The sequence below is a fragment of the Caulobacter sp. 05L422 genome, assembly GCF_056397765.1.
Genome location: NZ_JBFTOB010000020.1, coordinates 21,551 through 35,449 on the forward strand (window position 1 = coordinate 21,551; position 13,899 = coordinate 35,449).

Consider the following 13,899-nt stretch of genomic DNA (forward strand, 5'->3'; position numbering starts at 1 on the left):
CGCCCGCCAGACTGCAGGTTCCCGGGCCATTTCATGTGACAGTATCCGTGTTATGCAGGAATCCTGCGCCATGGAGCCTTCACGGTGAAAAAAGCTGCGGTGATCCTCGACGCCTTCGACCGCAAGCTGCTGCATCTGCTCCAGCGACGCGGCAGGGCCAGCTATGTGGAAATGGCCGAGGCGGTGAATCTTTCCGAATCCGCCTGCCTGCGTCGCGTGAAGGCGCTGGAGGAGGCCGGGGTGATCGGGCGCTATGCCGCCGTGATCGACGAGCGGGCGGTGGGCCTGCCGCTCAGCGTGTTCGTCACTGTCACCCTGTCGTCCCAGGCCGAAGCGACGCTCAGCGCGTTCGAGAAGGCGATCGCCAATGTCCGCGAAGTGGCCGAGTGCTACCTGATGACCGGCGGCTCGGACTATCTGCTGCGGCTGGTGGTGGCCGATGTCGACGACCTGGAGCGGGTGCACGCCCAGGGCCTGACCCGAATTCCCGGCGTGGTCCGGGTCAGCTCGTCGATCGCCATGCGCACCGTGGTCAAACGTGTCGAATTGCCGCTTTGAGGCCGGGCCGGCGTTGCGGCGTGGTTAACCCTTTGCCTCCAGAACTAGGGTCGACCTAATCGCTGCACTCGTCGGGGGATGAGATGGTTTCGAGACGACTCCTGCTGGGCGCTCTGGGCGCCGGCCTCGCCGCGCCCGTCCTGGCCTGGGCCGAGGGCGACAATCCCACGACGCCGTCGGTGCTGACCCGCAAGGGCCGCCGCACGCGCCGCGCCCTGAAGACCCAGACCGCCGACAAGGCCGCGCTCGACAAGGCGCTGGCCCAGGTCAAGCCGCTGGAAGATCCCAACGCGGTCGAACCCGCCGAAGTGCATCCGCCGGCCGTCAGTCCCGACGAGGCGCTGGGCCGCCTCAAGCAGGGCAACGCCATCTTCGCGCGCGGCGGGGCCAGCATCGCCCTGCCGACCCTGGTGCGGATCGCCGAGCTGTCCAAGGGCCAGCGGCCGTTCGCGGTGATCGTCGGCTGCAGCGACAGCCGCGTCGGCCCCGAACTGGTCTTCGACTGCAATCTGGGCGAACTGTTCGTGGTCCGCGTGGCCGGCTCGACCGTCAGCCAGGAGGGCCTGGGCTCGATCGTCTATGCCGTCGAGCACCTGGGCGCGCCGCTGATCGTGGTGCTGGGCCACACCAAGTGCGGCGCCGTCGGCGCGGCGGTGGACGTGGCCACCAAGCATGCCGACCTGCACGGCTCGCTGCTGAACATGGTGCTGCCGATCATCCCGGCGGTGCTGGAGGCGCAGGAAAAGCACCCCGCCGATCTGCAGGACGCGGCCATCCGCCAGAATGTCCGCGACGTCGCCGCCCGCCTGAAGGTGGCCGACGGCACGTTGGCCGAGAAGCTGTCCGAGGGCCGACTGAAGATCGTCTCGGCCACTTACGAGCTGGCCACCGGCGTGGTGGCGTTCGACGCCTAGCGCCTTACGTCTCCCTAGGGGAGAGGGACCATGGAGCCGTTGACCCGTTGCCCGGCTTAGGTTCAAGTCGCCCCGACACGCTAAAGTTGGGAGACCCCGGATGTCGACGGACGAGACGCCGCCGGAAGGCGGACGCGAACATTCCGGCGCTTCCTGGTCGACCCGTTGGGACGACTTCAAGAGCAAGATCCTGCCGCAACTGAAGTCCCCGCTGGTGGCGGTGGCCGCCGCCGCCCTGGTCGTGGGCTTCGGCGGCGGTTTCGCCGTGGGCAAGGTCGCGGACCTCGGCTGGTTCGGCGGCAAATCGGCCGCCACCGCCGAGGCGCCCAAGGGCCAGGCCTGGTCGCTGTTCGGCAAGCCCCGCTCGGCCAATGCTCCCCGTCGCGGCATCCCCAAGCCCGAGGGCTTCGCCGTCTGGCAAAGCCGCATCGACAGCTCCGGCGCCGAGCCGATGGCCTGCGTCCGGATGAGCAAGCCGCTCGACCCGTCCAAGGCCTATGCCGACTTCGTGCTGATCTCGCCGGACCTGGGCCGCCAGCCGGCCGTGCGGGTCAGGAACGACGAGCTGTGCGTCGGCGGTGTCGGCTTCACCGATCACCGCGTCACCCTGCTCAAGGGCCTGCCGGGCAAGAACGGCGAGACGCTCGCGGCCAACGCCGACGTCGACTTCACGTTCGGCGAGAAGCCGCCCTATGTCGGCTTCGCCGGCGACGGCGTGATCCTGCCGCGCGAGGAATCCGACGGCGTGGCCCTGGAGACCATGAACGTCTCCAAGCTGGCCATCGAGGTCTGGCGTGTGTCGGACCGCAATCTGGTGCGCAAGTCGATCAGCGCGCCCGACCCGACCGGCGAGGGCGACTATTCCAGCGACTATGGCGACGACAGCCCCGACGACGAGGGCCGCCAGGTCTGGAAGGGCGTGATCAACGTCGAGGGCGCGGCCGGCCAGAAGGCCACGACCGTCTTCCCGCTGGGCGCGGTGCTCAAGGAAATGAAGCCCGGCGGCTATGTGATCAAGGCGCGCGACGCCTCGGGCGGCCGAGATCCGGACGGCGAAGGCGAGCCCACTCCCGCCCAGGCCCGCCGCTGGATCATGTTCACCGACATGGCCCTGATCGGCTACGACGGCGCCGAATCCCTGGACGTGGTGGTCCGCTCGCTGAAGAGCGCCAAGACCGTGGCGGGCGTGCGCGTGGCCCTGGTGGCCAAGGACGGCGAGGACCTGGCCGTGGCCAAGACCGACGCCGACGGCCGAGCGCGCTTCGCCCATACCCTGCTGGAAGGCGAGGGCGCCTCGCGGGCCAAGATGGTCATGGCCTATGGCGACCAGGGCGACCTGGCGGTGCTGGATCTGGACCGCTCGCCGGTCGACCTGTCCAAGCAGGGCGTCGGCGGCCGCACCGAGTCCGACGGCGGCAGGGCGCTTTCCACCGATATCGACGGCTATCTCTACGCCGACCGCGGCATCTATCGGCCGGGCGAGACCGTGCACCTGACGGCCATGGTCCGCGACCGGTTGGCCAAGGCGGTCAACGACCGCAAGGGCTACATCCTGGTCAAGCGGCCCTCGGGCGTGGAGTTCAAGCGCTACAACTTCAGCCGCGCCGACGCCGGCGCCGTGCTGGCCGACATCGCCCTGCCGCGCAGCGCCCCGCGCGGCCGCTGGACGGCGGTGCTGAAGATGGAGGGGGTCGAGGCCGATTCCGGTTCGTTCAGCTTCAGCGTCGAGGACTTCGCCCCGCAACGCCTCGCGGTCACCGCCACGGGCCAGGAGTCCGTCCCGGTCGCGGCCGGCCAGGAGCGCAAGATCGACGTTTCGGCCCGCTTCCTCTACGGCGCGCCGGGCGCGGGCCTGCAGACGCAAGGCGAGGCGCGGCTGCGGCTCGACAACGACCCCTTCCCGCAGTTCAAGGGCTACGAGTGGGGCGACGACCTGACGCCCTTCGACGAGAAGTTCATCGAGCTGGGCACCACCGTCACCGACGGCGACGGCCACGCCATGCTGAACCTGGCCACCACCGAGGCCGGCGACACCGCCCAGCCGCTGGTGGCGGCGGTGACCGCCTCGGTGTTCGAACCCGGCGGCCGTCCGGTCCGCGAGGGCATGGAACTGAAGGTGCGCGGCAAGCCGGTGTACTACGGCGTCAAGGTCGAGCAGGGCGACGCCGGGCGCGGCGACCCGCCGGTCAGCCTGGAGATGATCGCGGTCAACGCCGCCGGGACCCGGATCGCCTCGACGGCGACCTACACCCTGATCAGCGAGAACTGGAACTATGACTGGTTCCAGCAGGACGGCCGCTGGCAGTGGCGGCGCACCAGCCGCGACGCGGTGGTGGCCAGGGCCAGCGTCAACATCGGCGCGGGCGCGCCCGCGCGCTTCAACCGCCGCCTGGGCTGGGGTGATTACCGCCTGGTGGTCGAGGGGCCCGACGGGTCCAAGACCGTGACCAAGTTCTCGTCGGGCTGGGGTTCACCCGCCAAGGAAGGCGAGGCGCCCGACTTCGTGCGGGTCAGCGCCGGAACCAAGGCCTATGCGCAAGGCGACACGGTGGAGATCACCCTGAAGTCGCCCTATGCCGGCCAGGCCCAGGTGGCCGTCGCCACCGACCGGCTGATCGACTTCAAGACCCTGAGCGTCGGCGAGAACGGCACGACCGTGCGCCTGAAGACCTCGGCCGCCTGGGGCGGCGGGGCCTATGTGATGGTCACGGTGATCCAGCCGCGCGACCCGGTCAGCTCGCCCAAGCCCAAGCGCGCCCTGGGCCTGATCTACGTCCCGCTGGAGCCCAAGGGCCGCAAGCTGACCGTCGACATCGGAACGCCGCTGAAACTGGACTCCAAGGCGCCGGTCGAGGTGCCGATCAAGGTGCAGGGCCTGGGCCTCGGCCAGAAGGCCAAGGTCACCATCGCCGCCGTCGACGAAGGCATCCTGCGCCTGACCCGCCAGGACAGCCCCGATCCGGTGAAGTGGTACTTCGGCAAGCGGGCCCTGACCCTGAACTACCGCGACGACTACGGCCGCCTGCTCGACCCGAACATGGGCGCGCCGGCCAACGTCAATTTCGGCGCCGACGAGCTGGGCGGCGAAGGGCTGACGGTGACGCCGATCAAGACCGTGGCCCTGTGGTCCGGCATCGTCGAGACGGGGATGGACGGCAAGGCGGTGGTCAAGCTGCCGGCCGCCGACTTCAACGGCGAACTGCGGATCATGGCCGTGGCCTGGACCGACACCGCCGTGGGCTCGGGCTCCAAGGCCATGACCGTGCGTCAGCCGGTGGTGGCCGACCTCAACCTGCCGCGCTTCCTGGCTCCCGGCGACAAGCCGATGGCCACGCTGGAGCTGCACAATGTCGAGGGCAAGGCCGGGGCCTACACGGTCGAGGCCAACGCCACCAACGGCATCGCCGTGGCTTTCAAGAAGGTCATCACCCTGGTGCTGGGCCAGCGCATCGCCGAGAAGATCCCGTTCCTGGCCCCCACCGTCACGGGGATCGGCAAGGTCGGCTTCAAGGTGGCTGGGCCGGGCTTCCAGACCACCAAGGACTATCCGATCCAGACCCGCCTGGGCTGGGGCGACGTGGTGCGCACGACGACGGAGCTGCAACAGCCAGGCGCGACCTACACGCCCAACGCCGAGCTGATGTCGGGCCTGGCGGCCGGCGACGTCACGCTGCAGGTCAGCTACTCGCCGTTCAAGGGCTTCGACCCCTCGGCGATCGCCGTGGCCTTGCAACGCTACCCCTACGGCTGCACCGAGCAGCTGGTCTCGACCGCCTATCCGCTGCTCTACGCCCAGAGCGTCTCCAACGATCCCAAGCTCCAGCGCAATCCGGCCATCCTGGCCGGGGCGGTGGGCAAGCTGCTGGACCGCCAGACGCTCGACGGAGCCTTCGGCCTCTGGCGGGTGGGCGACGGCGAGGCTGACGCCTGGCTGGGCGCCTACGCCACCGACTTCCTCGTGGAAGCCAAGGCCCAGGGCGTGGCCGTGCCGGACGAGGCGATGAACAAGGCGCTGAACGCCATGCGCCAGATCAGCCGTCCCGACGGCTGGAGCTCGGTGTCCTACCGGCTGGAGTATCCGGAGTGGTGGGGCCGCTCGCCCGACGACTCCAAGAAGGCCACCGAGCGCATGCGCCGACGGGCCTCGGCCTACGCCCTCTACGTAATGGCCAAGGCCGGACGCGGCGACCTGGCGCGGCTGCGCTGGTGGCACGACGTGCAGATGAAGGACGAGGACCAGCCCCTGGCCAAGGCCCAGGTGGCGACGGGCCTCGCCCTGATGGGCGATCAGGCGCGGGCCCGCTCGGCCATGCGCCAGGCGGTCCGCTCACTGGGCTGGCGCGACGACAGCGACTGGTACCAGAGCCCGCTGCGCGACGTGGCCACGATCACCGCCCTGGCGGTCCAGGCCGGCCAGGGCGACATCGCCCGCCAGCTGCAGGGACGCCTCGAGAACGTGGTCAAGGATCCCGACGCCCTGAACACCCAGGAGCAGGCGGCGGTGCTGTTCGCGGCCTCGCAGTTGCTCAAGGCGGCCGGTCCGATCACCATCGACGCCCAGGGCGTGACCGCCCTGCCGCCGGCCGGCGGAGCGCCGCGCTGGGCTGTCGGCAGGCTGTCCGACGCCCGTTTCGTCAACAAGGGCAAGGGCGCCCTGTGGCGCACGGTCAGCGTGCGCGGCACGCCGGTCGCCGCGCCGGGGGCCGAGGCCAACGGCATCTCGGTGTCCAAGCGGCTGTTCTCGATGAACGGCGGGTCGATCGATCCGATGCAGATCCGACAGGGCGACCGCGTGATCGTGCTGGTGTCGGGCCGCTCGATGCAGGCTCGCTCGACCGCCCTGGTGGTCGACGACGCGCTGCCGGCCGGCTTCGAGATCGAAACCACCCTGGGCGCCGACGACGCCCAGAACGGGCCGTTCAAGTTCCTGGGCGAGCTGACCAATCCCGACGTCCAGGAAAGCCGCGACGACCGCTACATCGCCGCCCTGGACCTGGGGGGAGAGAAGCCGTTCGCCATGGCCTACGTGGCGCGGGCGGTGACGCCGGGCGAGTTCTTCCTGCCCGGCGCGATCGCCAAGGACATGTACCGGCCCAGCCTGAACGCGCGGTCGGACGCCGGGCGGATCACCGTGGCGCCGGGGGGCTAGACCCTCGGCGCCACGGCGCCTAGCGACGAGGCTGGGCCTGCCGCGAAACTGGACACACCTTTAGGTGGGGGTTGGGCGTCGCGCTCGACCCCTTGAGGTTGTTTTATCGAACGCCCGGAATAAATACTCGCATAGTTAATGGTGACGCCAAGCGCTGCTGCTCGGCGAATTTCAGCCCTATAATCTGTGACTTATTCGATTTTTCGCGGGCGCTTTTCCGAACTTTTCCTGAGCTTGACTATATTACTGATGAGGCGGAGGACTGACGTTTACGGTGTGGTGAAGCTTGGTCCGTATTTTGCTCTTAGCGAGATTGCCGGGAACCTCCGGCCCACATCGGGACAAAGTCGGGGGACTAACTGTCAAAAGGCGGCCTGCAAAGGCTTGGTGGTCAATGGTGTGGCGATGCGGTGAGCATCGTTCGGCGCCGTCGACTCAGCGTGCGACGGAGTCTCGAACTCTTATGAAAAGCCACATGCTCAAAGCCCAAGACCTTTCCCGCGCCGCTGAAGTGACCCCCGTTCGGCGCGCCTCGCCGCAGAAGGTTCCCGCCGTGTGCTTCGATTTCGCGATCCTTGGGGCCGGCGTCAGCGGCATGTCCGCCGCCAACACGCTCTCGGACGTCAGTTCGGTGGTGATGATCGACGAGTACGCCGGCATGGGCGGCAATCATAAGTCCCGCACCATCGGGCCCTATACGTTCGACATCGGATCCTTCGTCTTCAAGGGCTCGGACGAGCTGTTCAAGACGTTCCCCGAACTGGAAAAGCTGTGCGTGCCGACGCCGGTCAACGTGCAGCGCATCGCTCCGGGCGGCCATGTCGAGAAGTATCCCTACTCGCCGCGGACCGAACTGTTCCGCGATGGGTACGTGTCCGGGATCGGCAGCCTGGCGTCCGTCCTGATCTCGAAGATCAAGTACCAGAAGAAGAGCAACGCCGCCGACTACGCGAAATATTACATGGGCGAGCGCATCTTCAAGGACAGCGGCCTGGAGCTCTATATCGAGCGCCTGCTGGGCAGCAAGGCGGGCGAGATCGAGATCGAGTTCGCCAAGCGCCGGATGACCTGGATCGCCCGCGCGGGCTCGATCCGCCAGCGCGCCAAGAACCTCAAGATCGTCGCGCCGACCGCCGGCGTCCAGCTGGTGCGTCCGGCCCAGGGCTTCGACAAGCTCTATGCGCCGGTCAAGACCGCCCTCGAAAAGCGCGGGGTTCAGGTGCTGCTGGGGGAACGGATCGAATCCGTCACCCGGATCGACGGCGTGTTCCACATTCGCACCAACCACAGGTCGATCCAGGCCCGGCGGATCATCTCGACGATCCCGATCCAGCACGCCGCGCCGCTGTTCGGGGCGCTGACCGAGATCGAGCCGCTCCAGAACGTCGACCTGGTGTCGTTGTATTTCAGCTTCGAGGGGAAGCGGGGTTTCCGCGACCAGATCCTCCAGAACTTCGCCGACCGCGGGCGCTGGAAGCGGCTGACCATGCATTCCGACTTCTACGGAACGGCGCAGGGACGTGAGTATTTCAGCGTCGAGGTTCCGGCGGGCGACGTCTCGATCGACGAGATCGAAGCTGATTTCCGCGACAGTATCGCCTCGGTCGGCCTGTTCCAGGGCGACCTGAAGCTGGAGGGCCACGACGTCACGCGCTTCGCCTATCCGGTCTATCGCCGGGGCGCGACCGCCACCGTCGCCCGCCTGGTCGCCGAGCTCAAGGCGTTGGGCGTGGAGTCGCTGGGTCGCCAGGGCCGTTTCGACTACCTGCCGACCGGGGCCCTGACCGCCAAGCTGGCGCGGGTGGGCGTCCAGAGGATGCTCGAGACCGACTGAGACTTCGGGCGCGCGGAGAGCGTCGTCACGCCAGGATTGACGGTCATGCCGACGCGAAGCAGCGTGGGGCATGCGTCGCCGACACCCGTCATGATCTCGCCCGCTCGCCTGACGCGGCTTCTCGTCGCCTTTGTCGCCGTCCAGGTCGCGCTGTTCGCCCTGAGCGCCGCGTTTCCGCCCGACATGGCCCGCGCCAGGCGCTCGTCGCCCGTGGTGCTGGACCATCGCGGCGCGTGGCTGCGGGCCTTGCCGGTCGAGGACGGCCGCTGGCGGGTGCGGGCCGACCTGGCGCGCACCGACCCGACCTTTCAGAAGCGCCTGATCGCCGTCGAGGACGCGCGGTTCCGCGAGCACCTGGGCGTCGATCCCCTGGCCCTGATCCGGGCGGTCGGTTCGGCGGCGGTGCACGGACGGGCGACCTCGGGCGCCTCGACCCTGACCATGCAGACCGCCCGCCTGCTGGAGCCACGGCCCCGCAACCTGGGTTCGAAGCTGATCGAGATGGTCCGCGCCGCCCAGCTGGAGGCGCGGCTGACCAAGCGCGAGATCCTGGCCCTCTACCTGACCCTGGCGCCCTACGGCGGCAATCTGGAGGGGGTGCGGGCCGCCAGCCTGGCCTATTTCGGCCACGAGCCGACCAGCCTGACCGACGGCGAGCAGGCCCTGCTGATCGCCCTGCCGCAGTCGCCCGAGGCCCGCCGTCCGGACCGCCGTCCGGAGGCGGCCCGCGCCGCCCGTCGCGCCGTGCTCGACAAGATGGTCCGCGCCCATGTGCTGACCGAGGCCGCCGCGTCCGAAGCCGAGGCCGAGCCGCTGCCACGGCGCGGCGCCTTCCCCACCCTGGCCTGGCACGCGGCCGGCGAGCTGGCCCTGGCGGCGCCCGCCAGTCAGCCCAGCGTGGTCTCGACGATCGACGCCGACCTGCAGACCCGCCTGGAGCCGATGGCCGCCGCCGTCGCCGCCGCGCAGGGACCGGACGTCACTGCCGCCATCCTGGTGGTCGAGATCAAGAACCGCGCCGTGCGGGCGCTGGTCGGTTCAGCGGGGCGCGACCGGCCCGGCGGCTGGATCGACCTGACCCGGGCCGTGCGCTCGCCGGGCTCGGCCCTGAAGCCCTTCATCTACGCCTTCGCCTTCGATGACGGCGCGCTGGCGCCCGACACCCAGATCGACGACGCCGCCACCCGTTTCGCCGACTACCAGCCCGAGAACTTCGACCATGTGTTCCACGACAAGGTCACGGCCCGCGAGGCCCTGGCCTATTCGCTGAACGTGCCGGCCGTCGCCACCCTGGAGAAGATCGGCCCCGACGCCTTCGCCGCCCGGCTGGAGAGCGGCGGCGTGCGGCTGGTGCGGCCCAAGACGGCGATCAAGGCGTCCGGCCTGGCCCTGGCCCTGGGCGGCGCGGGGATCACGCCCCGCGACATGGCCGTGCTCTACGCGGCCCTGGGCGACGGCGGCGTCGCCAAGCCCCTGGCCTTCACCGAGGCGCAGGCCAAGTCACGCGAGCGCATGGGCGGGACCCGCATCGTCCGGCCCGAGGCGGCGGCCCAGGTGCTGGACATCCTGCGCGAAGCCCCGGCTCCGCGGGGTCGGGCGCCGTCGGCCCTGACCCGGGGCGGACCGGCCATGGCCTTCAAGACCGGCACCTCCTACGGCTTCCGCGACGCGGTGGCGGCGGGGGTGGTCGGCGGCTACGCGATCGTCGTCTGGACGGGGCGAGCCGACGGCGGCGCGCGCGGCGGCATGACAGGGCGCGACGCGGCCCTGCCGCTGCTGTTCGACGTGGCCGACGTGATCAACGCCCCGGCCATCGCCCCGCGCCCGATCGCCCCCAAGGCCGCCCCCGGCGCCCTGCAGCGGCTTCAGCAGGCCAGCGAAGGCCCTCGCCTGATCTTCCCGCCCGACGGCGCGACGGTGCAGGTCGACAGTGTCGGCCCCACCTCGCGCGGCCTGGTCATGGCGGCTGGCGGCGAGGACCTGACTTGGTACATCGCCGGCGCGCCCCTGTCGGCCGACCCGGTCAGCGGCAAGGTGATCTGGCGCCCGGCCGCGCCTGGCTTCTATCGGTTGAAGGTGGTGGACGGGGAAGGGCGGGCGGCCTCGGCCCGCGTGCGGATCAAGGCGCCGACCGGCTGAGAATTGCCATTTGGCAGCTGATATCCTATATTCGGCCAAAGAGGTATTCCGCATGTCCCTGGTCACCCTGGTCGACACCGAACCCAAGGCCTTCGCCCCCGAGCCGATTTCGGACGCGGAAGCCGCCGCCATGTTCCGCGCCGCGGTCAACTTGCTGAAGCTGTGGGGCGTGACCGACGACGAGGCCGCCGTGCTGCTGGACCAGCCGGTGCGCAGCTATCGCCGCTGGAAGGCCGGCGAGATCGGACGGATCAATCGCGACGGCAAGGCGCGGCTGTCGAACCTGATGGGCGTCCACAAGGCCCTGCGGCTGATCTTCCAGGAACCCCAGCGCGGCTACGCGTGGATCAAGGCGCCCAACGCCGCGTTCGGCGGCCGCTCGGCCCTGGACGTGATGTTGGGCGGCGAGCTGACCGACCTGATGCGGGTGCGCCGCTATCTGGACGCCGAGCGCGGGGCCTGGTGATCGATCCGGCGACGATCCCGCGCGCGCCGATCGTCTGGCGTGGCGCGGTTCGCATCATCCGCAGCGCCTGGCCGCCGATCGACCTGTTCGAGGACATCGCCGACCCCGCCGACTGGCCGCTGCTGATCGCCGCCGAGCAGAAGACCAATCCCCGCCTGATGGAGACCATCGGCAATCTCGACCTCGTGCCCCAGGACCGCTGGGTCGCGGGGGCCGGGGCCAGCTACCTGATGGCGCCGTTCACCCATGTCAGCCCCGATCGCCCCAGCCGGTTCAGCGCCGGAGCGTTCGGGGTGCTCTACGTCGCCGACCGCGTTGAGGTGGCGCTGTCGGAGACCATCCACCACCACGCCCTGTTCATGGCGGCCACGGCCCAGACGCCGGGCTGGACCTCGCAGTTCCGCGAGATCGTGCTGGACGTCCGGGGCGCGCTGCACGACCTGCGCGGCGATGATCCGGCCCTGGGCCCGGCGCTGGATCCTGACGACTACCGACCCGGCCAGGCCCTGGGCGCCCAGCTGCGCGCGGCGGGTTCCGAGGGCGTGGTTTACCCCAGCCAGCGCCATCCAGGCGGCGAGTGCGTGGGGTTGTTCTATCCGGACCTGGCCTCGAACGCCGTCCAAGGCCGGCACCTGGACTACCACTGGGACGGTGGTCGCGTGGACCTGATCCGCGAGCCGGCGACGGGGCGGGTGTTCCGGGTCGAGGGCCGGTGACTGGACCCTTCTCCCCTTGTGGGAGAAGGTGGTGGCGCAGCCGCCGGATGAGGGGTCTCTCAAACGCAAACGCCGCGACCGGCCTAGAGGCTGTCGCGGCGTTTCTGTTCTTCAACCCCTCACCCGACCTCCTTCGGAGGCCACCCTCTCCCGCAAGGGGAGAGGGGCAGTATCAGCATGGCCCGCTGGCGACCCGCTCGTAGTCCTCAAGGCTGGAGATCCCGACGTTCAGGTCGTTCACCAGGCCGTTGGCCAGCGAGTAGACCCAGCCGTGCACCGACAGCTGCTGGCCGCGCGCCCAGGCGTCCTGGACGAAGACGTCGGAGGCTACGTTGCGCACCTGGCGGATGACGTTCAGCTCGCACAGGCGGTTGAGCATGGCCTTCTCGTTCGGCAGGGCGTCCAGCTCGTGCTTGTGCTCGGCGTGGACCTCGCGGATCGGGTGCAGCCAGTGGTCGACCAGGCCGCGCCGCTTGCCGTCGATGGCCGCCGCCACGCCGCCGCAGCCGTAGTGGCCCACGACCATCACGTGCTTGACCTTGATCACGTCGACCGCGAACTGCAGCACCGACAGGTAGTTGGCGTCCTGCGGCGGGGCCAGGTTGGCGACGTTGCGGTGGACGAACAGCTCGCCCGGATCCAGGCCGACGATCTCGTTGGCCGGCACCCGGCTGTCGCTGCAGCCGATCCACAGATATTCGGGGCTCTGCTGGCCCTCCAGGCGCTTGAAGAACTGGGGGTCGGCCTCGGTCTTGCGCAGCGACCAGGCCAGATTGTTGCTCTTCAGGTCTTCAAGCATGGATGGCGTCCGGCTGTTGGTTGGGATGGGCGGCGACGAAGGCCGGGTGTTCGGCGCAGCGCGCGGCGACGGCGCGGATGCCCGGGAACGGGGCCAGGTCGGTCTTGAAACGCTCGGCGTTATAGACCTGCGGGACCAGACAGCAATCGGCCAGGCCCGGGGCGTCGCCGAATGCGTAGCCTCGGCCGTGTTTCGCGACCAGCGCCTCCAGGGCCTCGAAGCCGTCGGTGATCCAGCGCGCGATCCAGGCCTCGCGGCCAGGCTCATCGACGCCCAGGCCGGTCAGGGCCCGCAGGATGCGCAGGTTGTTCACCGGGTGGATGTCGCTGGCGACGATCTGCGCCATCGAACGCACCAAGGCGCGGTCGAACGGATCGGTCGGCAGCAGGGGCGGCTGGGGCACGGTCTCGTCCAGCCAGTCCAGGATCGCCAGGCTCTGGGTCAGGGTCCTGCCGCCCACTTCAAGCGCGGGTAAAAGCTGTTGCGGGTTCAGGGCGGCGAAGGCCGGCGCCTGTTGCTGGTTGGCGACCAGGTTCACGGGCGCGGTGTCGTAGGCCAGGCCCTTGAGGTTCAGGCCGATCCGCACCCGATAGGCCGCGCTGGACCGCCAGGCGCTGTGGAGGGTGAGCTGCATGGCGCCCGCCTCAGACGACGGTGAAGGTCAGCTTGCCGACGCCCTCGACCACGCCCTCGACCCGGTCGCCCCGGCCGATGGCGGCCACGCCCTCGGGTGTGCCGGTGAAGATCAGGTCGCCGGCCGCCAGGGTCCACAGCTTGGAGGCCTCGGCGATGATCTCGGGGATCGTCCAGATCATGTCGGCGATCTGGCCGGTCTGCCGAAGCTGGCCGTTGACGCTGAGGGTGATGGCCCCGTCGGGCTTGGCGCGGTCGACCGGGACGATGGCGGTGATCGGGGCGCTGGCGTCGAAACCCTTGGCCGAGTCCCAGGGGTGGCTCTTGGTCTTGGCGGCCGCCTGCAGGTCGCGGCGGGTCAGGTCGACCCCGACCGCGTAGCCGAACACGTGGCCCATCGCTTCCTCGACGGCGATGTTGGCGCCGCCCGATTTCAGGGCGATCACCAGCTCGATCTCGTGGTGCAGGTCGTGGGTGGCGACCGGATAGGGGACCTTGTCGCCAATCACCACGGCGTCGGCCGGCTTGGCGAAGAAGAACGGCGGATCGCGCTCGTCGGCGCCCATCTCGCGCCGGTGCGCCGCGTAGTTGCGGCCCACGCAGAGGATCCGGCGCACGGGAAAGACGGAGTCGCCGCCTTCGACCGGAACCGTGGACTGGGCGGGCGGGGGGAAGGCGAAGTGCGTCATGG

10 protein-coding genes are annotated in these 13,899 nt (G+C 69.7%); 7 read left to right on the forward strand and 3 right to left on the reverse strand.

Features of this window, described 5'->3' with window-relative positions; all coding sequences use genetic code 11:
- The first annotated feature begins 84 nt into the window (after positions 1–84).
- From AC1DMQ_RS18460 to AC1DMQ_RS18490, 7 genes are all read left to right on the forward strand, one after another.
- On the forward strand, positions 85–558 hold the full coding sequence (locus tag AC1DMQ_RS18460; protein ID WP_477035017.1) for an Lrp/AsnC family transcriptional regulator: 474 nt from the start codon (positions 85–87) through the stop codon (positions 556–558).
- 83 nt (positions 559–641) lie between these two features.
- A complete protein-coding gene (locus AC1DMQ_RS18465) occupies positions 642–1,472 on the forward strand; it encodes a carbonic anhydrase (RefSeq protein ID WP_477035018.1) in 831 nt (276 codons plus the stop codon).
- A gap of 100 nt (positions 1,473–1,572) precedes the next feature.
- On the forward strand, positions 1,573–6,621 hold the full coding sequence (locus tag AC1DMQ_RS18470; protein ID WP_477035019.1) for an alpha-2-macroglobulin family protein: 5,049 nt from the start codon (positions 1,573–1,575) through the stop codon (positions 6,619–6,621).
- A 475-nt stretch (positions 6,622–7,096) separates the two neighbouring features.
- A complete protein-coding gene (locus AC1DMQ_RS18475) occupies positions 7,097–8,455 on the forward strand; it encodes an NAD(P)-binding protein (RefSeq protein ID WP_477035020.1) in 1,359 nt (452 codons plus the stop codon).
- A 90-nt stretch (positions 8,456–8,545) separates the two neighbouring features.
- Positions 8,546–10,594: a penicillin-binding protein 1C gene (pbpC, locus tag AC1DMQ_RS18480; RefSeq protein WP_477035021.1), complete on the forward strand. Its 2,049-nt coding sequence runs from the start codon at positions 8,546–8,548 to the stop codon at positions 10,592–10,594.
- Between the two features lie 52 nt (positions 10,595–10,646).
- Positions 10,647–11,060, forward strand: coding sequence for an antitoxin Xre/MbcA/ParS toxin-binding domain-containing protein (locus AC1DMQ_RS18485; protein ID WP_477035022.1), 414 nt, complete (start codon positions 10,647–10,649; stop codon positions 11,058–11,060).
- Positions 11,057–11,776 carry an RES family NAD+ phosphorylase gene (locus AC1DMQ_RS18490; RefSeq protein WP_477035023.1) on the forward strand — a complete coding sequence of 240 codons (720 nt, stop codon included), beginning with the start codon at positions 11,057–11,059 and terminating at the stop codon, positions 11,774–11,776. The genes AC1DMQ_RS18485 and AC1DMQ_RS18490 overlap by 4 nt, the downstream gene beginning before the upstream one ends.
- Before the next feature lie 172 nt (positions 11,777–11,948).
- Here the strand turns inward: AC1DMQ_RS18490 and AC1DMQ_RS18495 are convergent, their stop codons facing one another.
- Genes AC1DMQ_RS18495 through AC1DMQ_RS18505 form a run of 3 tightly spaced genes read right to left on the reverse strand, consistent with a single transcriptional unit; the run spans position 11,949 to position 13,897 of the window.
- A complete protein-coding gene (locus AC1DMQ_RS18495) occupies positions 11,949–12,575 on the reverse strand; it encodes a carbonic anhydrase (protein ID WP_477035024.1) in 627 nt (208 codons plus the stop codon).
- Entirely contained in the window at positions 12,568–13,209 is a 642-nt protein-coding gene (gene maiA, locus AC1DMQ_RS18500) for a maleylacetoacetate isomerase (protein ID WP_477035025.1), read from the reverse strand. Before maiA ends, AC1DMQ_RS18495 begins: the two co-directional genes overlap by 8 nt.
- Before the next feature lie 10 nt (positions 13,210–13,219).
- Positions 13,220–13,897, reverse strand: a complete 678-nt coding sequence (locus AC1DMQ_RS18505) for a fumarylacetoacetate hydrolase family protein (protein ID WP_477035026.1) — start codon at positions 13,895–13,897, stop codon at positions 13,220–13,222.
- Positions 13,898–13,899: the final 2 nt, after the last annotated feature.